Raw genomic sequence first — 22,665 nt, forward strand, 5'->3', positions numbered from 1 at the left:
CGCAGCAGCCCTTGCAACAGGCCGCTGGTCAGGGGTGCCCTGTTCAGGAACGGCGCGCGGCAAAAAAAATGCTGCGGGCCGGACCCGCAGCATTTTTGGATCGTGGCGGGGTGCCGGGATCGGTCACCAGCCCATGTGGTGGCCGCCGTTGATGTCCAGGTTGGAACCGGTGATCCAGCCGGCCTCGTCGGCGACCAGGAACGCCACCGCATAGGCGATTTCGTCCGGGTTGCCCAGGCGGCCGGTCGGGATGTCCGCGGCGATCTTGGCGCGCACTTCCTCCGGCACCGCCATCACCATGTCGGTGGCCACGTAACCCGGCGACACCGTGTTGACGGTGATGCCGAGCTTGGCGTTCTCGCGGGCCAGCGAAATGGTGAAGCCATGCATGCCGGCCTTGGCGGCGGCGTAGTTGGCCTGCCCGTACTGTCCCTTGAGGCCGTTGATCGAACTGATCTGGATGATCCGGCCCCACTTGCGATCGCGCATGCCTTCGATCACCGGGCGGGTCATGTTGAACACCGAGTTGAGGTTGGTGTTGATGACCTCGTTCCACTGCAGCGCGCTCATGCGGTGGAAGGTGGTGTCGCGGGTGATGCCGGCGTTGTTGATCAGGACCTCGATCGGGCCGAGCTCGGCCTCGACCTTGCGCACGAGGGCTTCGGCTTCCTCGGCGGAGGTGACGTCGCCGGGGAAGATGGCGATGTCATAGCCCGCGGCCTTCATCTGCTGCTGCCAGGCCCGGGCCTTTTCCTCGTTGCGGTAATTGGTGGCTACGCGATGGCCCATGTCGGCCAACTTCTTGCAGATGGCGGTTCCGATGCCGCCGGTGCCGCCGGTGACCAACGCGACGCGAGAACTCATGTAGGGCTTCTCCTGTGGGGGCCGCCCGCAAAAGGCGGTTGCTCCGGATTCTAGACAGCGTGCGGGTCAGGCGCGTTGTGCGGCGCAGCGAATGGGAGGCGCGCCTGGCGGGGAAGGTGCTCCGGAACGAACTCATCGGCCGCCGCCCGCAGCAGTCCGGTCACCCCGCCGCTGGCCGGCAGGTGATCCGCCGGCTGGCCGAGCGCGGCCCAGGCGGCGCGCAGCGCGGGCAGGGGATCGGCGGCATCGATGGGCAGCGCGGCCATCGATTTGGACAGCTTCTGGCCTTCCCCGTCCACGACCAGCGGCAGGTGCAGATAGCGTGGCGTCGGCAGGCCAAGGGCGTGCTGCAGGTGGATCTGCCGGGGCGTGGAGTCCAGCAGGTCGGCGCCGCGGACGATATCGGTGAAACCCTGGGCTGCATCGTCGACCACCACGGCCAACTGATAGGCCCAGTAGCCGTCTGCCCGGCGCAGCACCACGTCGCCGGCTTCGGCATGGACGTCCTGTTCGAAATGGCCTTGCAGGCCATCCTCGAAGCCAATCACCGTGCCGGGTCCGACCCGTAGCCGGACCGCCGGATGCGCACGTGTTTCGGTCGCCACGCAGCGGTGGTGGACGCCGCCGGCGGCGGCCAGTTCGCTGCGGCTGCAATGGCAGAAGAATGCCTGGCCCCGCTCCAGCAGTTCGTCCAGCGCGGCCTGGTACAGGACGCCGCGTTCGCTCTGCCGCACCACCGGACCGTCGGAGACCAGGCCGAATGCGGCCAGCGTGGCCAATTGGAGATCGGCGGCACCGGCGACTTCGCGAGGCGGATCCAGATCCTCCACCCGCACCCACCATTCGCCGCCGGCATGGCGTGCCAGCAGCCAACTGCCCAGCGCGGCCAGCAGGGAGCCAAAGTGCAGCGGGCCGGTGGGCGAGGGCGCGAAGCGGCCCCGGTAGGGGCGCGCGGATTCAGGGCGTGCGGACATGCGTGCGGTGCGTTTCCAAAGCTGAATCGTCGGTCAGGAACATGCTTGAATTCAACCGCGCACGGCCGCAGATTCGCTCAACATTTCACACTGAAAGCCTGCGGAGTCTCCCGTGTTCAGCCGTATCGCCCTGTTCCTCGCCACCAACCTGGCCGTGCTCGTCCTGGCGAGCGTCGTCATGTCGATACTCGGGGTCAATCCGAACCAGATGTCCGGGCTGCTGGTGATGGCCGCCATCTTCGGCTTCGGCGGATCGCTGATCTCGCTGCTGTTGTCCAAGACCATGGCCCTGCGCGCGACCGGCGCGCAGGTGATCGAGCAGCCGCGCAACGAGGCCGAGCAGTGGCTGCTAGCCACCGTGCAGCGCCAGGCCCAGGGCGCCGGCATCGGCATGCCGCAGGTGGCGGTCTACGACGCGCCGGAAATCAATGCCTTCGCCACCGGCGCCAACCGCAACAATGCGCTGGTGGCGGTATCCACCGGCCTGCTGCGGGCGATGAACCGCGACGAAGCCGAAGCCGTGCTCGGCCACGAGGTCAGCCACGTCGCCAACGGCGACATGGTGACGATGGCGTTGCTGCAGGGCGTGCTGAACACCTTCGTGATCGTGCTGGCGCGGGTGGTCGGCGGCATCGTCGACAGCTTCCTGTCGGGCAATCGCGAGGGCGAGGGCCGTGGTTTCGGCTACTACATCATCGTGATGGTGCTGGAAGTGGTGTTCGGCCTGTTCGCCACGATGATTGCCATGTGGTTCTCGCGCCGTCGCGAGTTCCGCGCGGACGCGGGTGGCGCGAACCTGGCAGGCCGGCAGAAGATGATCGCCGCGCTGGAGCGCCTGAATGCGCAGCACGCGCAGAGCACGCTGCCGGCGCAGGTGGAAGCATTCGGCATCGCCGGCGGCATCGGCCAGGGCATGAAGCGCCTGTTCCTGAGCCATCCGCCGCTGGAGCAGCGCATCGCCGCGCTGCGTGCCGCGCAGGGCACGTTTGCCTGAGGTAGCCACGCAAGAGCATCGCGAAACCCGCCGCAAGGCGGGTTTCTTTTTGTCCTTCCGTAGAGCGGAGCTTGATCCGCTGCCTTTGCTCTGGCCCTTTTGCCTTTGCGTCTCGCTTTCACGGGAAGCGGAAAAAACCAGGGCAAGAGCAGCGGAGCAAGCTCCGCTCTACGGCAAAACGTCGGGCGCGACGGGGAGGCCGGAAGGCCTGCCCCATGCATGAATCAAGAGAAGTCGTAACTCATCTGCGGACCCGGCGGCGCCAGGAACTCGCCTTCGACGTAGTCCACCATCGAAGTGAACAGGAAACTCATCGTGGCCGCGTCGGCGACATGGTCGGCGATGGTCAGGATGCCTTGCGACTGCGCGCGCTCGGCAATCTCGCGGATCTTCAACTGGTGTTCCGGGGTCTTTGCCAGGTCGGCGCTGAACACGCGATCGATCTTCAGGAACGCCGGCTGGAAATGGGCCAACAACTGGAACGAGTCCAGGCCGGCGCCGAAATGCTCCAGGCCGACCTTGCAGCCCAGCTTCGATGCGCCGGCCTGGAATGCCTGCGCCTGGCGCAGGTGGGTGAACACCTTGGCCTCGGAGGCTTCCAGCCAAAGGCAGTCGCCGGGCACGTCGTGCGCCGCCAGCTGTCTGGCGATGAGTTGCAGCAGGCGTTCGTCACCGAACGAGGTGGGGCTGACCTTGACCAGCAGGCGGGTCAGATAGCCCTTGCGGCGGCGTTCGCCCAGCACCTCGATGGCGCGGTTGACCACCCAGCGATTGATGGCGTCGAGCAGGCCGTGTTCCTCGGCGATGCCCATGAACGCCGGCGGCATCACCGTTTCGCCGTTCGAATCCAGGCGCAGCAGCGCTTCGTAGAGTTCGCCGGCCTCGCCCTGCAGGCTGACCACCGGCTGGTAGTAGAGCAGGAAATGATCATTGGCCAGCGCGTCCTGCAGGCGCGCGATCCAGTTCTGCACTCGCTCTTCCTCGGCCCGATCGACCGCGCCGGGATCGAAGATCTCGATGCGGTTCCCGCCCAGGCTGGTCGCGGTCTGCAGGCTGTCGGTGGCGCGGGTGAGCACCAGGCCGACGCTGGCGATCTTCTCGCCGATCTGGACGCCGCCGATGCTGGCGGTGACCGCGGTGGAGCGATCGCCGGCGTTGAACACGTGCGAGGCGAAGGCCGCGCGCAGGGTCTCGGCCAGGGAGGCGGTCTGGGCGTGGTTGCCCTTGAGCAGTACCGCGAAGGTGCGCTCGCCGAAGCGGGCGGCGGTGGTGCGGCTGTCCAGCTTCTCGGCCAGGCGTTGCGCCATCGCCGCGATCAGGGCGTCGGCCGAGTCGATGCCGATGTCCTGCAGCAGGCGCTGGTAGTGGTCCGGCTCCAGCAGCAGCAGCGAATAATGCTCGCCACGCGCGACCTGGCTGACCGCTTCCTCCAGCGCCTGCAGGAAGGTCGGGCGGTTGAACAGGCCGGTGACCACGTCGCGCTGGCGCAGATCCTCGACCTCGCGTGCCAGTTCCGGATCGAACTCCTCGCGGCGGCGGAACACGACCTGCACACAGGGCTCGCCCTCGTAGGTGGCGGTGGCGAACTCGAGCGTGGCGGGGAACTGGTCGCCGTCCAGGCTGCGCGCTTCAAGTTCGAAGCGCGGCGGCGGCGGCTCGCCCTTGCTGAGGTTCTTGAGCAGCTGCTTGAAATCGTTGACGTATTGCGGGGCCACCAGATCCAGCAGTGACAGGCCCTCGACCTCGTCGAAGGACTCGAAGCCGAGCATGTCCAGGTACGCCTCGTTGGCGCGGATGTGCATGCCTTCGTGGATATAGGCGATCGGGTCGCGCGAGGAGGAGATGAGCGCGTCGCAGCGGCGCTCGATCTCGCGCAATTGCACGTCCAGCCGGCGGACCGCGCGGCGCGTTTCCAGATCCGACCATTCGCTGCGCAGCACGTGCAGCAGGTGGTCGGAGCGGCCGCGCAGGACCAGGCCGCGGGCACCGCCGGCCTGATCGCTCAGCCAGTCGGCTTCGTTGATGGCGTCGGCCAGCACGATGACCGGAATGTCCTTGCCGCTGGCATCGACCGTGGACAGGACCCCGGCCAGCGGAATCCCGCGGGCCGAACGGGCGGCCAGGACCAGATCCATGGGTTGCGCGGCCACCATCTGCGCCAGCTCGTCGGCGTCCAGCGGGCGCAGCGGCCGCACGGCGATGCCCCCATTCCGCAGCGTACTGACGATCGCCTCGGCGTCCTCGCCGCTGTCATCGACGATCATCAAACGGAGGGTGGAGTCTTTGCCGATCTGCATGCAGCGGTTCCGCCTTGGGAGCGCGTTTAATACACGAAGGGGCCGGAAGCGTCCAATGCGGGCGTCGCAAAAAGGCGCGACGGACGCTCCATCGCCGCGGGCTCAGAGCGGCCGTTTGCCGGTGTCACCCGGGATCTCGCGGACCAGCCGGGGCACCAGGTAGCCGGACAGGCGGGCGCGTAGTTCCGCATGCAGGGCCAGCGCCCGCTCGTCCGGGACCTCGAAATGGGCCACGCCCGCGACCCGGTCCAACTGGTGCAGGTAGTAGGGCAGGACCCCGGCGGCGAAACTGCGCTCGCCCAGGGCGGCCAGCGCATCCACGCTGTCGTTGACTCCACGCAGCAGCACGGCCTGGTTGAGCAGTTGCACGTCGGCCCCGCGCAGGCGGCCCAGGGCGGCATCGACGCCGGCATCGAACTCGTTGGCGTGGTTGGCATGGATGACGAAGGCGACCGGCCACGGCAGCCCGGCCAGCCAGCGGACCAGCCCCTCGTCGACCCGTTCCGGCAGCACTACCGGCAGGCGGCTGTGGATGCGCAGGCGGCGGATATGCCGGATGCCAGCCAGCGCGTCGGTCAGTTCGGCCAGCTTGGGCGTGGCCAGCGACAGCGGGTCGCCGCCGGACAGCAGGACTTCCTCGATGCCTTCGTCGGCGCGAATGGCCTCCACCGCCTCGCGCCAGCCGTCGCGGGCGGCGGTTTCCTCGGCGTAGGGGAAATGCCGGCGGAAGCAGTAGCGGCAGTGCACCGCGCAGCTGCCGGTGGCGACCAGCAGGGCACGGCCCCGGTACTTCTGCAGGACCCCGGTGGCGGTGCGGGCGGCGGCGTCGCCGACGGCGTCCAGGCCGAAGCCCGGCACCGGCCGCATCTCCTCGTCCAGGGGTAGCACCTGGCGCAGCAGCGGGTCGTTCGCGTCGCCCGGCACCATGCGGGCGACGAAGCCGCGCGGTACCCGCAACGGGAACTGGGCGGCGGCGCCTTCCGACAGGCGGCCGGCCAGGCCTTCCAGTTCCAGCGTCGCCAGCAGCTCATGCGGGTCGCGCACGGCGTCGCGCCAGGCGTCCTGCCAGCGGGCGCGGGGCAGGGGGGCGGGCTGCATGGGGAGGGGGGCTGCGGTTATCATGTGCGGGTCTGAAAACAAAACGCCCGCCGGTCCTGGCGGGTTCCCCATTCTATCCGGCCAGCCGCCTCCCGCGGCGGGTTTGTCTTACCCCAAGGAGTACCCCATGGCCAGTTACGGCATGAACGACGTCAAGAACGGGATGAAGATCCTGGTCAACAACGAACCGTCCATCATCACCGACACCGAATACGTCAAGCCGGGCAAGGGCCAGGCCTTCACCCGCGTGAAGTACCGCCAGATCCGCACCGGCCGCGTGCAGGAAGTCACCATGAAGAGCACTGACTCGGTCGAGGCCGCCGACGTGGTGGATACCGACATGCAGTACCTGTATTCGGATGGCGAGTACTGGCACTTCATGCAGCAGGAAACCTTCGAGCAGGTCCAGGCCGACAAGGCCGGCATGGCCGGCGCCGAGAAGTGGCTGAAGGGCGAGGAAGAGTGCGTGGTGACCCTGTTCAACGGCACCCCGATCCAGGTCACCCCGCCGAACTTCGTCGAACTGAAGATCGTCGAGACCGATCCGGGCGTTCGTGGCGACACCTCCGGCGGCGGCGGCAAGCCGGCCACCCTGGAGACCGGCGCGGTCGTGCGTGTGCCTTTGTTCGTAGGCCAGGAAGAAATCATCAAGGTCGACACCCGCACCGGCGACTACGTCAGCCGCGTGAAGTGACGCAACGGCGCGCCCGCAAGCGGGCGCCCTTGCCGTTGCGTCATCCCGGCGAAAGCCAGGATCCATTTTGCTTTTGTGGTTGCTTTTGCGTTTGCAAGCCCGAAGCACGAGCAACAGCAAGATGGTCCGGCTTCCGCCGGGACGACGAGAGAAATACCCGGCGGCGGCGAGGTGAGTGCACCGATGCGAGCCGAGCCGCCTCCGACCGGAAGCACCGACGCCGTGAATCGCTGGCCTGATTCCGGTTACCCGCGGCACCACGGATACGAGGACGCATGACCCACGACACCCGCCCCGAAGCCTGCGATCTCCTCATTGAAGCCGGTTTCGTCATCCCGGTGATGCCGCACGGCGTGGTGCTGGAAGACCATGCGGTGGCGGTGAAGGGCGGCGACATCCTCGCCATCCTGCCGATCGCCGACGCCCGCCAGCGTTTCGCGCCGACGCGGGTGGTGTCGCGGCCGGAGGCGGCGCTGCTGCCCGGTCTGGTCAACGCGCATACCCACAATCCGATGACGCTGCTGCGCGGCATCGCCGACGACCTGCCGCTGATGGAATGGTTGCAGAACCACATCTGGCCGGTGGAAGCGGCGGTGATCGGCCCGGAATTCGTCGCCGACGGCACCACCCTGGCGATCGCCGAGATGCTGCGCGGCGGCACCACCTGCGCCAATGAGAACTATTTCTTCCCCGACGTGCAGGCCGCGGTCTACAAGCGCCATGGCTTCCGTGCGCGGGTGGGCCTGCCGGTGATCGATTTCCCGACCGCCTGGGCCAGGACCAGCGACGAGTATTTCGACCGCGCCGGCGAGGTCCATGATCAGTGGCGCGGCGATCCGCTGGTGGACACCGCGTTCGCGCCGCACGCGCCCTACACGGTCAACGACGCCAATTTCGAGCGGGTGCGGATGCTGTCGGACCAGCTCGACGTGCCGGTGCACCTGCACACCCACGAAACCGCGCAGGAGATCACCGACTCGCTGAAGCAGTACGGCCAGCGCCCGCTGGCGCGCCTGGATCGCCTGGGCCTGGTCAACGACCGCCTGATCGCGGTGCACATGACCCAGCTGACCGAGGCTGAGATCCACCTGTGCGCCGAGCGCGGCGTGTCGGTGGTGCATTGCCCGGAATCCAACCTCAAGCTGGCCTCCGGTTTCTGCCCGGCCTGCGCGTTGCAACGCGCGGGCGTCAACCTGGCCATTGGCACCGACGGCTGCGCCAGCAACAACGATCTGGACATGTTCAGCGAGACCCGCACCGCGGCGCAGCTGGCCAAGGCGGTCGCGAACGACGCCACCGCGCTTGACGCCGCGACCGCGCTGCATGCGGCCACGCTCGGCGGCGCGCGCGCGCTGGGCTACGGCGACCGCATCGGTTCGATCGAACCGGGCAAGCAGGCCGACCTGATCTGCGTGGATCTGGGCGCGCTGGAAACCCAGCCGTTGCACCACGTCGTTTCCCAGCTCATCTACGCCACCGGCCGACACCAGGTCAGCGATGTCTGGATCGCCGGCCAGCCGCGGCTGGTGCAGCGCGAACTGGTCGACATGGACACGGCCGGCCTGATCGCCAACGCGCGCCAATGGCGCGAGCGCATCCGCCTGCTGCACGGCGGCTGATATCCGATTTTCCGCCGGCGTCCGCCCTTCCGGGGCGGGCAACGGCCACAGCCGGGGTGACCCCATGACCTCCACCGCTTCATCCGCGCCCTCCAGCGACAACTTCGATCAGGCCGAACTGGACAAGTTCGGCGCGCTCGCCAACCGCTGGTGGGACGAGCAGGGCCCGCAGAAGGCGCTGCACGCGCTCAATCCGGTGCGCCTGGATTATGTGCGCCAGCGCGTGTCGCTGGCCGGCGCGCAGGCGCTGGACGTCGGCTGCGGCGGCGGCCTGCTCAGCGAGGCGCTGGCCAAGGCCGGCGCGCAGGTCACCGCGATCGATCTGGCGCCGGAACTGATCAAGGTGGCGCGCCTGCACAAGCTCGAATCCGGCGTGCAGGTCGACTATCAATTGCGTTCGGTCGAGTCGCTGGCCGAGGAGCGTCCCGGCAGCTTCGACGTCGTGACCTGCATGGAAATGCTGGAGCACGTGCCGGATCCGGCGGCGATCATCGAGGCCTGCGCGCGCCTGTTGAAACCCGGCGGCCGGCTGTTCCTGTCCACCCTCAACCGCACCCCGGCCGCGTTCGCGCTGGCCATCGTGGGGGCCGAGTACGTGGCCCGCCTGCTGCCCACCGGCACCCATCACTACCAGGACTTCATCAAGCCGTCCGAACTGGCCGCCTGGCTGCGCCGGTCCAGCCTGCAACTGGAGGATGTCAGCGGCCTGGCCTACGAGCCGTGGCGGCAACGCGCGCGACTGGCGCGCCGCACCGACGTCAACTACCTGGCCTGCGCGGTGAAGGCGGCATGAGCCGGATCGATCGCGACGAACCGCCGGTCCGTTCCGGCTTCCCGGCGGTGGCCCTGTTCGACCTCGACGGCACGCTGCTGGACAGCGCGCCGGACTTCGTCGCCACCGCCAACCGCATGCTCGCCGCGCGCGGGCGCGCACCGGTGACCCTGGCGGATCTGCGCCCGCACGTGTCCAAGGGATCGCGGGCGATGGTGGGCGCGGCGTTCCCGGATCTGGACGTCGCCGCGCGCGACGCGCTGGTCCCGGAGTTCCTGGTGATCTACCAGGAGGAACTGGGGCGCCACAGCCATCCGTTCGACGGCGTGGAAGCGATGCTGGCCGCGCTGGAAGCCGCCGGCACGCGCTGGGGCATCGTCACCAACAAGCCCGAATACCTCGCGCGCGACGTGCTGCCGGCCGAAGGCTGGCAGGAACGCTGTGCGGTCCTGATCGGCGGCGACACCCTGGCCGAGCGCAAGCCGCACCCGCTGCCGTTGCAGGTGGCCGCCGAGCGACTGGGCGTGGCTTGCAGCGACTGTGTCTACGTCGGCGATGACGAACGCGACATCGTCGCCGCGCGCGCGGCCGGCATGCCGTCGATCGCCGCGCTGTGGGGCTATCGCCTGGACGGCGATGATCCGGAAAGCTGGCAGGCCGACCGCATGTGCGCCGAGCCGGGCGAACTCGCCGTGGCCGACGCCTGGCCGTTGGTCACCGACGCGGCCTGACCCGCCATCCCGATTCTTGCAGCCGTCCGCCGTGTCCGATTCCTCCGCTCTCGAAAGCTTCCTCGACAAATGGCGCCAGCGCTGGCCGGAATGGCAGGTCGCCGAGATCTTCGTCACCCCGGAACGGCGCGCGCTGGCGGAAGCGTGGTTCTCGCTGCTGCAGGAGTTCGACGACATCCTCAACGTTGCCGGCGATCCCATGCCGGCCGACGCCAAGCTGGCCTGGTGGGGCGAGGAATTGCGCAGTTGGGCGGATCGCCGCTCGCGTCATCCGCTGGGACGGCGGCTGGAACCGGTGCCTGCGCCGTGGGCGGGATTGGCCGATGCGCTGCCCACGCTGATCGCGGTGCGTGAGGCCGCCACCGACAACGATGCCGCCTTCGCCCAACTGAGGGCTTATGGCGAGGCGGTGGCCGCGGTGGAAGCCGCGGTCCTGGGCGGGGCGCCGGACGCCGCGGCGGTGATTGCCCGGACCCTGGCAACCCGCTTGGCCGACACCGCGACCGCGGCGCTGCCGCAGTCGGTGGCAGGCAATGACGAGCGCGCGCGGTTGCGTGACTGGGCGCGCACGCTGGACCGGCGCTGGCCGGCGGCATCCGGCGCAAGCCGGGAACGGCGCATCGTCGACGCCTTCGCCCATGCCCGCCTGCGCCGGTTCGCCAAGGCGGGGGAGGCCACCGCATTGCCGTCCCGCCTGCGCCTGCTGCTGGGCGCCTGGAACGCCGCGCGCGGCTGAACGGAAAACCCGCGATGGACGCAGCCCATCGCTGCGATAGGCGCGCGGATTCGCCGTAACGGACTGTTTCATCTGGCGATTCAGGGCTGGGAGTACAATGCGGGCCTGTTTTCTCCCCCCGTACCGACATGGCCTCCGTTCCTCCCGTGGCGCCACGCGCCGATCTTCCCGACGTCGCCCACCAGAGCGTGCCGCTGGCACGCGCGCTGGACTGGGTGGGCATGGAAGGCATCGCCCTGCCGGTGCGCATCGGCGATGGCGAGGGCGGGCAGTTGCAGGTGCCGGCGAACATCGACGTGTTCGTCAACCTGACCAATCCGGACGCCCGCGGCATCCACATGTCGCGCCTGTACCTGCACCTGCAGGACGGGCTGTCGCGCGAGGCCATCACCCCGGCCGGGTTGCGCCACCTGTTGCAGGAAGGCGTGGCTTCGCAGCAGGGGCTCGCGAACCAGGCCCGCATCCGCCTGCGCTATGACGCGCTGCTGCGCCGGCGCGCGCTGGAAAGCGAGTACTCCGGCTGGAAGCGCTATCCGGTCGAGATCGACGCCACCCTGGCGGACGGTCACCTGCACCTGGCGCTGTCGTTCTCGGTCGAATACTCAAGCACCTGCCCGGCCTCGGCGGCGCTGTCGCGCCAGGCCAATGCCGAGCGGTTCGCGGAGGATTTCGCCGCCGCCCACCCGCTGTCGGTCGGCGTGGTCCGCGACTGGCTGGCGTCCGAGCGTGGGCTGGCGGCGACGCCGCACGCGCAGCGCAGCCGCGCCAGCGTGCGGGTCGAATTGCGCCCGCAGTTCGAGGAACTACCGCTGGTGGCGCTGATCGATGCGATCGAGGCCGCGCTGGGCACGCCGGTGCAGACCGCGGTCAAGCGGGTCGACGAACAGGCCTTCGCGCGCCTGAACGCGGAGAACCTGATGTTCTGCGAGGATGCCGCGCGCCGCGTGGCGGCCGCGCTCTCGCAGGACCCGCACGTGGCCCGTTACGACGCCACCGTCGCCCATTTCGAAAGCCTTCACCCGCACGACGCGGTGGCCCGCGTCAGCGGCAGCAACGGCTGAGCCGTCTCCCGCGCAAACCGGGAAAAGCTCGCGACTCACGTCGCTCCCACAAAAAGCTTCCCCTGTAGGAGCGACGTCAGTCGCGACCGCAACCTGCGCGTTGCCCGTACCTGTCATCGGCGACGCCTGCCTGCCTTGCTTGCCAATACTCCATCGCAATCGGACCGAAAAGCTCGCGTCTTACGTCGCTCCTACAAGGGGAATTCTCGTGGGAGCGACGTAAGTCGCGAAAGCCGGTGAACCCACAATCACTTCGCCGCGGCAGGCTGCGCGCGCTCCAGCACCAGCAGCGGATCGATGCGCACGTCGAACCAGTTCATGCCCCAGTGCAGGTGCGGGCCGGTGGCGCGCCCGGTGGCGCCGACCGCGCCGATGACCTGGCCCTGTTCAACGCGATCGCCGACCTTCACGTCGATGCGCGACAGGTGCAGGAAATTGGAGCTGACCCCGTAGCCGTGATCCAACAGCAGGGTGCCGCCGGTCAGGTACAGATCCGGGCCGGCGAAGGTCACCACGCCGGCCGCCGGCGCCTTGACCGGCGTGCCGTTGGGCGCGGCGATGTCCATGCCCGAATGGCCGGAACCGGGTTGCCCGTTGTAGACGCGTGCATTGCCAAAGCGGCCGCTGATGCGCCCCTGCACCGGCCAGATGAAGGCTTGGGTGAAATCGGTGCGGTCGTCGTCGCGCGCGCGCGCGGCGGTGACCTGTGCCTGCTCGCGCCGGATCCGCTCGGCGATCGCCGGTGGCGGATTGACCGTCTTCGGCGGCACGCCGTTGATCCGCTCCACCGGCCAGTCGCGCGGCGTCACCATGATGCGCGCGGTTTCCCGGCGCCCGGACGGCGTCGTCACCTCGACACTCAGCGGGCCCGCTTCATCGCGGCCGACCCCGAACACCACCGTGCCATAGCCGCTGGTGCGCAACGCGCGGTTGGCATAACGCACCTGGCTGCCGGGCGGCACTTTGCCGAACACCAGCGCGCCCTGCGAGACCTGCGGCGGAAACACCACGCGCTCGTCCTGCACACCGGCGGGCGCGGGGCCATAGGTGCCCTCTGACAACACCTCCTGCGCCAGCGCCGGCCGGGCAGGGGAGAGCAGTGAGGCCAGGCCCAGCGCGCAGGTCGCGCCGGCCAGGCGCATCACCGATCGAACTCCAGCCGCTGGCCGTTCGGCGTGCCGACCAGGTGTTCGCCGTTCCAGACCAGGCGGCCGTTGACCCAGGTCGCGCCGATGCGGGAGTGGAAGGTGGTGCCCTCGAAGGGCGACCAGCCGCACTTGGACAGCACGTCCTCGCGACGCACGGTGAACTCGGCGTCGTCCACCAGCACCAGATCCGCCCAGTAGCCTTCGCGCAGGAAGCCGCGCTCGTGCACGTCGAACAGTTGCGCCGGGGCGTGCGACACCTTCTGCACGATCTCGGTCATCGTAGCGCGGCCCTCGTGGACCAGTTCCAGCGCCGCCACCAGCGCGTACTGCACCAGCGGCAGGCCAGACGGTGCCTGCGCGTAGGGTTTGGACTTCTCCTCCAGCGTGTGCGGGGCGTGGTCGGTCGCCAGCACGTCGATGACATCGTCAGCCAGCGCCTTGATCAGCGCCTCGCGATCACTGGCATCCTTGATCGACGGGTTGCACTTGATGAAGTTGCCCAGCCGCGCGTAGTCGGCGCGGTCGAAGCGCAGGAAATGGATGCAGGTCTCGGCGGTGATGCGCTTGCGCTTGCCGGACGCGTCGATCAGGGGGCCGGGGGTGAACAGGGCCAGTTCGTCGGCGGTGGAGATGTGCAGCACGTGCAGGCGGGTATCGTGGCGGCGCGCCAGTTCCAGCGCCAGCCGGGTCGACTTGATGCAGGCTTCGCGGCTGCGGATGTCCGGGTGGTGCTCGGGACCGAGCGCGTCGCCGTAACGGGCCTGGAACGCCGCCATGTTGGCATCGATGGTCGGCGTGTCCTCGCAGTGGGTGATGATCGGGGTTGGCGCCTCGCGGAAGATGGCGTCCAGGGTCTCCGGGTTGTCCACCAGCATGTTGCCGGTCGAGGCGCCCATGAACACCTTGATGCCCGGCGCGGTCTTCGGATCGAGCGCGCGGATGGCTTCCAGGTTGTCGTTGCTGGCGCCCAGGTAGAAGCCGTAGTTGCCCCAGGCCCGGCCCGCCGCGCGCTGGTACTTGGCTTCCAGCGCGGCCGAATCGAGGGTCGGCGGCACCGTGTTGGGCATGTCCATGAAACTGGTCAGCCCGCCGGCCACGGCGGCGGCCGACTCGGTGGCGATGTCGCCCTTGTGCGGCATGCCGGGTTCGCGGAAGTGGACCTGGTCGTCGATCATTCCCGGCAGCAGCCAGCGGCCGGCGGCGTCGACGACCTTTTCATCCGCCCCGGCGGACAGGCCGCTGCCGATGCGGGCGATGCGACCGTTCTCGATGCGCAGGTCGCCCTCGAATTCGCGGCCTTCGCTGGCCATCCGGGCATTGACGATGAGGGTGGAGGGCATTCAGTGCTTTCCTGTGCAGGGGGCGGAGGTTTCACCGGCGGGCGGCACCGGGTCGTGGCCGCCGGGATGCAGGGGATGGCAGCGGCCGATGCGGCGGGCGGCGAGCCAGCTGCCTTTCATCGGACCGAACCGGGCGATCGCTTCCATCGCGTATTCCGAACACGATGGCACGAAACGGCAGCGCGGACCCAGCAGCGGGCTGATGAAGCGCTTGTATACCCGCAGGACAGCAATGAGTACCCGGCCGATCATGTCCGGATGATAACCGCGTTGGGTTGCCGCTGCCCGCCGGGTAGGCTATAAAGTCGCGCTTTCCCGATGCTCGGGAAGAACAAGGAAGCGCTGTTCGTGGCTGCTAAGAAACCTGCAAAGAAGGCCGCCAAGGCCGCCAAGAAAACCGCCAAGCCCGTCGCCAAGAAGCCTGTCGTGAAGAAGGCTGTCGCCAAGAAACCGGCCGCCAAGCCGGTGGCCAAGAAAGCGGCGCCCAAGCCCGTCGCCAAGAAAGCCGTGGCCAAGAAGCCGGCGGCCAAGAAGGCGGCGTCCAAGCCCGCGCCCGCCAAGGCAAAACCGGCCGCCAAGCCGGTGGCGAAGAAGGCCGTGGCCAAGAAGACCGCTCCCGTCGCAGCACCGAAGACCAAACCCGCACCGAAGCCAGCCCCCAAGCCGGCTCCGGCCAAGACTGCTCCCCCGAAGGCCCCCGCACCGCGCTCGACCGCTCCCGCCGCACCCCGGCAGGAGGCCAAGCCCGCGCCGGCTCCGGTGGCCAAGGCTCCATCCCCCGCAAAGCCAGTGCCCGCACCGAAATCGACCAGCAAAACCGCCAATTCCGCCCCCGTGACCAGCAAGCCTGCCATCGCTCCCCGTTCCACCGGCAAGGTGGCCGTGGCCGTGGCCGCCAAGCCGCAGGCTCCCGTCGTCCGGGAAAAATTCAAAGTGGTGCCCTACAAGACCGATGACGCCACCGGTCGCCCGATCGTTCCCCAAGGCTACAAGCCGGCCGTGGACGAGGAGTACATGAGTCCGCTCCAGCTCGAATATTTCCGCCAGCGCCTGCTGCAGTGGCGTGCGGACCTGGTCGAGGAATCCAAGCAGACCATCGAGAACCTGAAGGACGAGGTCCGCGACATCGGCGACGAAGCCGAGCGCGCCACCCGCGAAACCGAGAACTCGCTGGAACTGCGTACCCGCGATCGCTACCGCAAGCTGATCGGCAAGATCGACAGCACGCTCAAGCGCGTGGACGCCGGCGACTACGGTTACTGCGTCGACACTGGCGAGGAAATCGGCCTGGAGCGCCTGGAGGCGCGCCTGACCGCCGAGCGCACCATCGACGCGCAGGAGCGCTGGGAGCACATGCAGAAGCAGCAGGGCGACTGATTCCGCGCCCGTCGTTGCCATCCCCGCGAACCCCGCCCAGGCGGGGTTCGCTTTTTCCGCGACCCGCGACAGGAGGCGGCATGGACCACGAACACTTCATGCGCGAGGCGATCGCGCTGGCCAGGGCCAACATCGCCGACGGAGGTCGTCCGTTCGGCGCGGTACTGGTGCGGGACGGCGAGATCGTAGCCCGCGCCGCCAACGGCATCCACCGCGATCACGATCCCACCGCGCACGCCGAACTGCTGGCCATCCGCCAGGCCGGCGCACGCTTGGGCACGCCGCGCCTGGACGGCTGCGTGATCTACGCCAGCGGCCACCCGTGTCCAATGTGCCTGGCCGCCATGCACCTGTGCGGCATCGGCGAGGCGTGGTTCGCCTATTCGAACGAGGACGGCGCGCCCTACGGCCTGTCCACCGCCGCCGTGTACGCCGAGATGGCGCTGCCGCCGGATGCGCACGCCACCTTGCGGCTGGCACGGCTGCGGCCGGCCGGCGAGGACGGCCTGTACCGGGAATGGCAAACCTAGCGCCGCGCCTGGTTCCGACGCCAGCTTTTGACACACGGGTGGGGAAATCGCGGTGCCGCGGCATGACCCGCCGACGGACCGGATATTGCGATGCAACGTGCGCGGCCCCCGGCGTGTGCCTAGGCTGGCGCACGTACCCGACCGTATGCGCAGTGCCGGCCCGCCCCGGGGCGCTGACCGGAGGGGTCGAGTTTCCTTTCTCAGGACGATCGCCAGACAGGGGATGCCGGTGTCCGAACCATCGCCTTTCGCCCAGGGTTCCCCTCGCGTCGACGAGGGCAGCGACGGACGCGACGACCTGCTGAACACCATTTCGCTGCGCTATCGCGCGCCGCTGCGCGGCTTCTTCGCCAAGCGGGTCCGGGACGCCAGCGAGGTCGATGACCTGACCCAGGAAGTGTTCCTGCACCTGCTGCGGCGCGCCCGCGGCGGCGCCATCGAGCACGTCGAGCAGTACGTGTTCCAGGTGGCGGCCAATGTCCTGCGCGACTGGGCCCGCCGGCGCAAGGTCCGGGCAATGGATGTCCAGGAGTCGTTCGACGAGGATCTTCACCAGCCCGCTACGGATATTTCGCCGGAGCGCGTCTTACTGGGGGAGGAGGCGGTCCGGGTGATGACCGCCGTCCTGCGGAGCCTGCCCGAACGGACCCGCGACGTTTTCGTGCTGCGGACCATGGAAAAGCGCAAATACACTGAAATCTCGGTCATGCTGGGCATCTCCGTCCGGGCCGCCGAGAAACACATGGCCAAGGCGCTGGCCCGGTTGGGCGGCGCACTGGGCGGGATGCCGGAAGGCGCATGACCCCGCCGGACAGGAACACAACAGAGGCTGACGAAACGCATTCATGAACTCGCGGACTCCTCCAACGACCTGGGCGATGGATTTCGCGGCGGACAACGCCGACGAAGCGGCCGCGCGCTGGAGCGAGATCCTGCGCGACGCGCCCGACCAGCCGCGCCTGCGCGAGGGCTTCGACGCCTGGCATGCGCGGTCGCCGGAGAACGCGGCGGCCTGGCGGCGTATCCAGGCCGCGAACCACTGGGTACGCACGCTGTCGGATTCGCCGGAAATGCAGTCGCTGCGTCGCGAGACGCTGGCGCGCGTCGCCGAAGGCAGGCTGCGCTCCTCGCGGCGATGGCGGCGGCTTTCGATTGCCGCCTCGTTGCTGTTGCTGATCGGCGTGGGCGTCATCACGCTGAGGCCGGAAGCCACCCGCGGGTTGTTCTCCGGCGCGGGCGACACCCTGGCCGGCAATGTCTACCAGACCGGCGTGGGCCAGCGCAGCGTGGTGACGATGGACGACGGTTCGGTGGTGACCCTCAACACCGACAGCCGGCTGTCGGTGCACTACCGCGGTGACGTCCGCGCGGTGACCCTGGAACGCGGGCAGGCCCTGTTCAAGGTCGCCAAGGATCGTTCGCGCCCGTTCGTGGTCACCGCGGATGGAAAACGGGTTACCGCGTTGGGCACCGAGTTCGACGTGCGGGTCGGGGAGCGCCTGTTCGAAGTCACCTTGCTGGAAGGCCGCGTGGGTGTCGCGCCGGCGCAGGGCGGGGCATCATCGCCGTCCAATGCCGCGACGCTGGCGGAATTGCATCCGGGGCAGCAGTTCGTCGCCACCGGCGGATCCCGGCCGGTAGTGCGGGTGGCCGACGTGGGGCGCGTGGTCAGCTGGCGCACCGGCCAGATCGTATTCGACAACGAGCGACTGGACGCCGCGATTGCCGAAGTGAACCGCTATTCGCGGAGAAAGGTGGTGCTGGGCGATCCACAGCTCGCTTCGCTGAAGATCAGCGGCGCATTCAACGCCGGTGACACGCACACGTTCGTCGAGGCGTTGACGAGTTACTTTCCCATCCAGCGCGATCCGCGCGAAGACGAGCGCGTGGTGCTCGAATCGCGCTCCCGTTGAGCGCACGCACATCCCGTGCCTTGATGCGCTGCACGGGGATGATCCCGCACTGACGCAGGCGACTGCCTGACGATTCTTGTTGCGTCGCAAAACAGATCCCGTGGGTCCAGTATTCCGATCGTGATCTTTTTTTCAGGATCACGGTTCGGGTTTTGCGCGGGGGCGCGTCTGTATGGAAGTGCGCCGCCATCACGACGTGGCCGCGCGAAAAAAAAACCGGGGAGGAAGCATGGGAGTTCGTTCGTCTCGATTCGCAAAGCAGGTGCTCAGGCCTTGTGCCCTGGTACTGGCGCTGTCGCCGATACTCGCGGCGCAGGCGCGGGATGGCACGGATCCACCGGCGCGGTTCGAGATACCCCAGCAGACCCTCAGCGCGGCCCTGTCGGACTATGCGCGACAGAGTGGCAAACAACTGCTGTATTCACCCGAACTCGCGATCGGTAGAAGCGGGCGCGCGGTGGTCGGCAGCAAGGCGCCGACGCAGGCGCTGGAAGAACTGCTCGAGGGCACCGGACTGACCTATACCGTCAGCCCGTCGGGGGCCATCCTGATCAGGGATCCCGCGCAGGCCGCCCGCGAAGCGGCGGCGAAGAAGGACAAGCCCGGCGGGCCGCAGGGAAACGGACAGGAGGTCGCCGCCCTGCAGTCGGCGACGACCTCCGGGACCGTGGCCCAGCAGACTGCAAGCGAAGCCGCGACAAGAACTGCTGAACCGCGCAACGAGACCACGCTGGATACCCTGGTGGTCACCGCGCAGAAGAAGGTGGAAAACATCCAGAAGGTTCCCATCGCCATCAGCGCATTCAGTGGCGACGACCTCAACGACCGCAAGATCGAGACCGGTGGCGACCTGGTCACCGCCACGCCCAACGTCACCTTCTCCAAGACCAACTTCGCCAGCTACAACTTCCAGATCCGCGGCATCGGCACGCAGGCGCTGTCGGTGACCACGGATCCCGCGGTCGCGGTGAGCTTCAACAGCACGCCGATGATCCGCAACCGCCTGTTCGAGCAGGAATACCTGGACGTGGAGCGGGTGGAAGTGCTGCGCGGGCCGCAGGGCACGCTGTACGGACGCAACGCCACGGCCGGCGTGGTCAACATGATCCCGAACCTGGCCGATCCGGAAGCCTTCGACGCCAGCACCAAGGTCGAGCTCGGCAACTATGACTCGCGCCGGGTCAACGCGATGGTCAACGTCCCGCTGAGCGAGACCTTCGCCTTCCGCGTGGCCGCGCAATACACCAAGCGTGACGGCTACGACCACAACACCGTAACCGGCAAGGACGTCAACGACCGCGATCTGATGACCACGCGCCTGTCGGCGACCATCCGGCCCAGTGATCGGTTCAGCGCCAGCCTGGCCTGGGAGCATTTCCAGGAAGACGACATGCGGGCGCGGACCGGCAAGCAGATCTGCCACAACGATCCGGGACCGGCCACGATTGGCGGCTACGAGCCGACCTTCGGCAATGCGCGCAACTACCTGAGCCAGTCCTGCAAAGACGGCTCGCTTTACGGCAATGACGCATTCGGCGTGCCCAATGCCGCGAGCCTGCCCTACATCCTGGGCGCATCGCCGGTGAGCCTGGGCCTGCTGGTGGACGAGAACGGATTCCCGATCGGCGGACTGCCGCTGCTTCCGCTCGGCGTGGATCCCTACGCCGGGTTGCGGCAATCGACCGACCTGCGCGAAATCGCCACGACCTACGACCCCCGGTTCGAGGCGAAGAACGATGTCGTGCAGATCAACCTGGATTTCGGCCTGACCGATCAGCTGAGCCTGGTATCGCAGACGTTGTACACGCGTGACCGGTACTACTCCACCCAGGACTATGGAAGATTCCAGTCCAATCCGATTTTCAACGACAGCGACACCGCCCTGCAGTTCCTGCCGGACTTCACCCTGGGGCCGGCCTATGCGGCAACGCCGGGCGGGGTCTTCTGCGACCCGCAGCTGGGATGCTCGAACCGGTTGCTGAATGTCGACCTGGTCGATTCCTACAGCACGCAGTGGTCGCAGGAGTTCCGCCTGCAATCGGCGTTCGACGGCAAGTTCAATTTCAGCGTGGGCGCCAACTACCTGGAATACGAGGTTGACGAAAGCTACTACGTATTCAGCAACATGTTCAGTGCGCTGGCGCAGTTGTTCTTCAACGGCAACGGTAGCGGCACGGCACCGGGGAGTTGTCCCGCGGGAACCGCGACGCGGTTCGATCCGAATCAGGGCATCGACGTGCCCTGCGTGTACATCGACCCCAATCCGCTGCGCTCCATCAATGGGCAGGGACACAATTACTTCCGTAGCCGCAACGTCGCCAAGACGCGGTCGGCGGCTATCTTCGGTGAAGGCTACTGGCAGTTGTCCGATACGCTGCGGCTGACCGCTGGTGTGCGCCTCACCCGGGATCGCAAGATCACCACGCCCTACGCGAGCCAGACGCTGCTGGGCGATTCCACCGTGGGCGGCAATTCGTCGCTGTTCGGCGGATACACCGGATATGGCTATCCCGCCGGCCCGGACATCCGGCAAACCTGGACCGAGCCGACCGGACGCCTGGTGCTGGATTGGTCGCCGGATCTGTCCTTCACCGACAGCACGCTGGTCTATGCGTCGGTATCGCGCGGCTACAAGGCCGGTGGCACCAATTCGCCAGGCGTGGGGGCCAATCCGGAGGCGCTCAGCTTCGAACAGCGCAACCCCGAGTTCCGGCCCGAATACGTCAACGCATTCGAGGTTGGCACCAAGAACGTGATGGCCGGCGGCCAGCTGATGTTCAACGCCACCGCGTTCTACAACGACTACAAGGACTACCAGATCTCGCAGATCCAGGACCGCGCCACCCTCAACGAGAATTTCGATGCGCGCACCTGGGGCGCGGAGTTCGAACTGGTATGGAAGCCGACCGACGCCTTCCAGATCAGCGGCAACGTGGGCCTGCTGCGCAGCCGTATCGGCGCCAACCAGTACTCGATCGACGTGATGGACCGGACCGCGGGAAATCCCGAATGGACTACCGTGCGCCCGTGGATGCAACTGGCATCGAACTGCATCGCGCCGACCGCTCTGGTATCGATGGCGCTGGAGAACTACTTCGCCGACCCGTTCAACCAGATGTACAGCAATGCAGGCTTCCTCAACAGCTTCTGCACCGTCAACTACTACACAGCGATGGGCGGGTTCACGGCGGATCGCGGTTTCAATGGCGGCCCCGGGCCGTACGCCTATCTGTTGAATGGCGCCTATTACAACCCGGAAACCGACGCGCCCAACGGCGGTGCGGGCTTTGCCAAGAACGTCGGCGGCAACGAACTGCCGAACGCACCGCACATCACGGTCAGCCTGAGCCCGCAGTACACCTTCCTGCTGGCGGACAGCGAGCTGACCCTGCGCGCGGATCTCTACTACCAGGGCAAGAGCTGGGCACGCATCTACCAGGACCGGATCGATCGGCTCAGGGAATGGGGCAACGTCAACCTGTCGCTGACCTGGTACAAGCCGGCCACCGATCTGACCGTGCAGCTGTACGTAAAAAACGCGCTGGATGAGGAGGCCATCACCGGCACCTTCCTCAACAGCGACGACACCGGACTGACTTCCAATGTGTTCATCCAGGATCCCCGGATCATCGGATTGTCCATCCGCAAGGGATTCTTCTGAACCGGGGAGATGCCTGCACAGATCGATGTGGAACCAGACAACGCGAAGCAGCGTGCGCCGATGACGCCATCGTGCGTGCATCCGGCGACACGATGCACTTCGAACATGAAACATCCATTTGGGTGCGTCCGCATTCAAATACACCAGCAACCCTCCATCGGAGAAAGGCACCATGTCAAAGTTCAAGGTAAGCTTGCTTGCAGCCATGTCCGCCGTTGCGATGTTCGGCGCCACATCGGCATCCGCCGCCACTTTCCAGGTCCTGACCGGCAGCACCTGGGGTGATGGCACCACCCACTTCGTCGGCACCACGACGGCGTCCTACTTCGGCAACAACCTGCCGTGCTCCTCGGCGGATTTCACCGTCGTGGTGAGCGGCGGCGTCGCCAGCATCACCGCCGTCAGTTTCGGTGGCAGCGCCGCTTGCGCGGCGATCGTGCCGCGCGGGCTGCCGTGGAAGGTCAGCGTTACCGCGACCAGCGGTTCCGGCGCCACCCTTACCATCGGTGATACCGCCAGCACGACGACGACGGCGGGGGGCGTGAACGTGTTCATTCCGGCGCCGCTGAACGCGAACTGCCCGAGCGCAGCCGGACGTGCACCCCTGCCCAACGTGGCGCTGACCAATGGCTCGTCCACCACGGCTGCGAGCATCCAGTTCAGCGGAACGCTGGGCGGCTGCGCCGTCGCTTCGACCGCTCCGACCCACCTGCGCACCACCGGCTATCCGGCCGCGCGGGTGATTCCATGATCTGAGTTTGTTCCATGCCAGGGGGCTGCCCAGGGGCGATGCCGTCCATGGCGAGCCCCTCCCGCCACGGTCACACGCATCGAGGCAGCCCCCTGGGCACTTCAT

Annotated in this window: 20 protein-coding genes; 13 read left to right on the forward strand and 7 right to left on the reverse strand. The window is 67.7% G+C overall.

What is annotated here, in order from left to right:
• Positions 1-123: 123 nt before the first annotated feature.
• Positions 124-864 carry a beta-ketoacyl-ACP reductase gene (locus FG323_RS00175; protein ID WP_141452415.1) on the reverse strand — a complete coding sequence of 247 codons (741 nt, stop codon included), beginning with the start codon at positions 862-864 and terminating at the stop codon, positions 124-126.
• Positions 865-914: 50 nt separating this feature from the next.
• The gene (gluQRS, locus tag FG323_RS00180) at positions 915-1,838 is read right to left on the reverse strand and encodes a tRNA glutamyl-Q(34) synthetase GluQRS (protein ID WP_141452416.1); all 924 of its coding nucleotides are present in this window, start codon (positions 1,836-1,838) and stop codon (positions 915-917) included.
• A gap of 112 nt (positions 1,839-1,950) precedes the next feature.
• Here gluQRS and htpX point away from each other — a divergent pair, with 112 nt between their 5' ends.
• Positions 1,951-2,832 carry a protease HtpX gene (gene htpX, locus FG323_RS00185; RefSeq protein WP_141452417.1) on the forward strand — a complete coding sequence of 294 codons (882 nt, stop codon included), beginning with the start codon at positions 1,951-1,953 and terminating at the stop codon, positions 2,830-2,832.
• A 224-nt stretch (positions 2,833-3,056) separates the two neighbouring features.
• Here the strand turns inward: htpX and FG323_RS00190 are convergent, their stop codons facing one another.
• Together FG323_RS00190 and epmB are read right to left on the reverse strand one after the other, a co-directional pair.
• Complete coding sequence (locus tag FG323_RS00190; protein WP_141452418.1) at positions 3,057-5,129, reverse strand: EAL domain-containing protein; 2,073 nt, start codon at positions 5,127-5,129, stop codon at positions 3,057-3,059.
• 102 nt (positions 5,130-5,231) lie between these two features.
• Positions 5,232-6,251: an EF-P beta-lysylation protein EpmB gene (gene epmB, locus FG323_RS00195; protein ID WP_141452419.1), complete on the reverse strand. Its 1,020-nt coding sequence runs from the start codon at positions 6,249-6,251 to the stop codon at positions 5,232-5,234.
• Positions 6,252-6,354: 103 nt separating this feature from the next.
• Here epmB and efp point away from each other — a divergent pair, with 103 nt between their 5' ends.
• From efp to folE2, 6 genes are all read left to right on the forward strand, one after another.
• A complete protein-coding gene (gene efp, locus FG323_RS00200) occupies positions 6,355-6,921 on the forward strand; it encodes an elongation factor P (protein WP_141452420.1) in 567 nt (188 codons plus the stop codon).
• 275 nt (positions 6,922-7,196) lie between these two features.
• A complete protein-coding gene (locus tag FG323_RS00205) occupies positions 7,197-8,540 on the forward strand; it encodes a TRZ/ATZ family hydrolase (protein WP_141452421.1) in 1,344 nt (447 codons plus the stop codon).
• Between the two features lie 64 nt (positions 8,541-8,604).
• A complete protein-coding gene (ubiG, locus tag FG323_RS00210; RefSeq protein WP_141452422.1) occupies positions 8,605-9,333 on the forward strand; it encodes a bifunctional 2-polyprenyl-6-hydroxyphenol methylase/3-demethylubiquinol 3-O-methyltransferase UbiG in 729 nt (242 codons plus the stop codon).
• A complete protein-coding gene (locus FG323_RS00215; protein ID WP_141452423.1) occupies positions 9,330-10,043 on the forward strand; it encodes a phosphoglycolate phosphatase in 714 nt (237 codons plus the stop codon). The genes ubiG and FG323_RS00215 overlap by 4 nt, the downstream gene beginning before the upstream one ends.
• A 31-nt stretch (positions 10,044-10,074) precedes the next feature.
• Positions 10,075-10,779, forward strand: a complete 705-nt coding sequence (locus FG323_RS00220; RefSeq protein WP_141452424.1) for a phytoene/squalene synthase family protein — start codon at positions 10,075-10,077, stop codon at positions 10,777-10,779.
• A 128-nt stretch (positions 10,780-10,907) separates the two neighbouring features.
• The gene (gene folE2, locus FG323_RS00225) at positions 10,908-11,840 is read left to right on the forward strand and encodes a GTP cyclohydrolase FolE2 (protein ID WP_141452425.1); all 933 of its coding nucleotides are present in this window, start codon (positions 10,908-10,910) and stop codon (positions 11,838-11,840) included.
• Between the two features lie 248 nt (positions 11,841-12,088).
• Here the strand turns inward: folE2 and FG323_RS00230 are convergent, their stop codons facing one another.
• Genes FG323_RS00230 through yidD form a run of 3 tightly spaced genes read right to left on the reverse strand, consistent with a single transcriptional unit; the run spans position 12,089 to position 14,580 of the window.
• Complete coding sequence (locus FG323_RS00230; RefSeq protein WP_141452426.1) at positions 12,089-12,982, reverse strand: M23 family metallopeptidase; 894 nt, start codon at positions 12,980-12,982, stop codon at positions 12,089-12,091.
• Positions 12,982-14,328 (reverse strand): dihydroorotase, encoded by a 1,347-nt coding sequence (locus FG323_RS00235; RefSeq protein ID WP_141452427.1) that lies wholly within the window; start codon positions 14,326-14,328, stop codon positions 12,982-12,984. Before FG323_RS00235 ends, FG323_RS00230 begins: the two co-directional genes overlap by 1 nt.
• Positions 14,329-14,580, reverse strand: a complete 252-nt coding sequence (yidD, locus tag FG323_RS00240) for a membrane protein insertion efficiency factor YidD (RefSeq protein ID WP_141452428.1) — start codon at positions 14,578-14,580, stop codon at positions 14,329-14,331.
• 96 nt (positions 14,581-14,676) lie between these two features.
• Between yidD and dksA the strand changes: the two genes are divergently transcribed.
• From dksA to FG323_RS00270, 6 genes are all read left to right on the forward strand, one after another.
• On the forward strand, positions 14,677-15,705 hold the full coding sequence (gene dksA / locus FG323_RS00245; protein ID WP_141452553.1) for an RNA polymerase-binding protein DksA: 1,029 nt from the start codon (positions 14,677-14,679) through the stop codon (positions 15,703-15,705).
• Positions 15,706-15,785: 80 nt separating this feature from the next.
• On the forward strand, positions 15,786-16,235 hold the full coding sequence (locus tag FG323_RS00250; protein ID WP_141452429.1) for a nucleoside deaminase: 450 nt from the start codon (positions 15,786-15,788) through the stop codon (positions 16,233-16,235).
• A 223-nt stretch (positions 16,236-16,458) separates the two neighbouring features.
• Positions 16,459-17,037: a sigma-70 family RNA polymerase sigma factor gene (locus FG323_RS00255; protein ID WP_181444032.1), complete on the forward strand. Its 579-nt coding sequence runs from the start codon at positions 16,459-16,461 to the stop codon at positions 17,035-17,037.
• A gap of 43 nt (positions 17,038-17,080) precedes the next feature.
• Positions 17,081-18,148, forward strand: coding sequence for a FecR domain-containing protein (locus FG323_RS00260; RefSeq protein ID WP_141452431.1), 1,068 nt, complete (start codon positions 17,081-17,083; stop codon positions 18,146-18,148).
• Positions 18,149-18,410: 262 nt separating this feature from the next.
• Positions 18,411-21,809, forward strand: coding sequence for a TonB-dependent receptor (locus tag FG323_RS00265; protein WP_220094102.1), 3,399 nt, complete (start codon positions 18,411-18,413; stop codon positions 21,807-21,809).
• Positions 21,810-22,014: 205 nt separating this feature from the next.
• Complete coding sequence (locus tag FG323_RS00270) at positions 22,015-22,560, forward strand: hypothetical protein (RefSeq protein WP_141452432.1); 546 nt, start codon at positions 22,015-22,017, stop codon at positions 22,558-22,560.
• The last annotated feature ends 105 nt before the right edge of the window (positions 22,561-22,665 follow it).

Origin of the sequence: Pseudoxanthomonas sp. z9 (assembly GCF_006542425.1) — a bacterium.
Lineage (GTDB): Bacteria > Pseudomonadota > Gammaproteobacteria > Xanthomonadales > Xanthomonadaceae > Pseudoxanthomonas_A.

Excerpts from the sequence above, each read along its gene's own strand:
- FG323_RS00175 (WP_141452415.1), bottom strand. The coding sequence starts at position 864 with ATGAGTTCTCGCGTCGCGTTGGTCACCGGCGGCACCGGCGGCATCGGA.
- gluQRS (WP_141452416.1), bottom strand. The coding sequence starts at position 1,838 with ATGTCCGCACGCCCTGAATCCGCGCGCCCCTACCGGGGCCGCTTCGCG.
- FG323_RS00190 (WP_141452418.1), bottom strand. The coding sequence starts at position 5,129 with ATGCAGATCGGCAAAGACTCCACCCTCCGTTTGATGATCGTCGATGAC.
- epmB (WP_141452419.1), bottom strand. The coding sequence starts at position 6,251 with ATGATAACCGCAGCCCCCCTCCCCATGCAGCCCGCCCCCCTGCCCCGC.
- efp (WP_141452420.1), top strand. The coding sequence starts at position 6,355 with ATGGCCAGTTACGGCATGAACGACGTCAAGAACGGGATGAAGATCCTG.
- FG323_RS00205 (WP_141452421.1), top strand. The coding sequence starts at position 7,197 with ATGACCCACGACACCCGCCCCGAAGCCTGCGATCTCCTCATTGAAGCC.
- ubiG (WP_141452422.1), top strand. The coding sequence starts at position 8,605 with ATGACCTCCACCGCTTCATCCGCGCCCTCCAGCGACAACTTCGATCAG.
- FG323_RS00215 (WP_141452423.1), top strand. The coding sequence starts at position 9,330 with ATGAGCCGGATCGATCGCGACGAACCGCCGGTCCGTTCCGGCTTCCCG.
- folE2 (WP_141452425.1), top strand. The coding sequence starts at position 10,908 with ATGGCCTCCGTTCCTCCCGTGGCGCCACGCGCCGATCTTCCCGACGTC.
- FG323_RS00230 (WP_141452426.1), bottom strand. The coding sequence starts at position 12,982 with ATGCGCCTGGCCGGCGCGACCTGCGCGCTGGGCCTGGCCTCACTGCTC.
- FG323_RS00235 (WP_141452427.1), bottom strand. The coding sequence starts at position 14,328 with ATGCCCTCCACCCTCATCGTCAATGCCCGGATGGCCAGCGAAGGCCGC.
- yidD (WP_141452428.1), bottom strand. The coding sequence starts at position 14,580 with ATGATCGGCCGGGTACTCATTGCTGTCCTGCGGGTATACAAGCGCTTC.
- FG323_RS00250 (WP_141452429.1), top strand. The coding sequence starts at position 15,786 with ATGGACCACGAACACTTCATGCGCGAGGCGATCGCGCTGGCCAGGGCC.
- FG323_RS00255 (WP_181444032.1), top strand. The coding sequence starts at position 16,459 with ATGCCGGTGTCCGAACCATCGCCTTTCGCCCAGGGTTCCCCTCGCGTC.
- FG323_RS00260 (WP_141452431.1), top strand. The coding sequence starts at position 17,081 with ATGAACTCGCGGACTCCTCCAACGACCTGGGCGATGGATTTCGCGGCG.
- FG323_RS00270 (WP_141452432.1), top strand. The coding sequence starts at position 22,015 with ATGTCCGCCGTTGCGATGTTCGGCGCCACATCGGCATCCGCCGCCACT.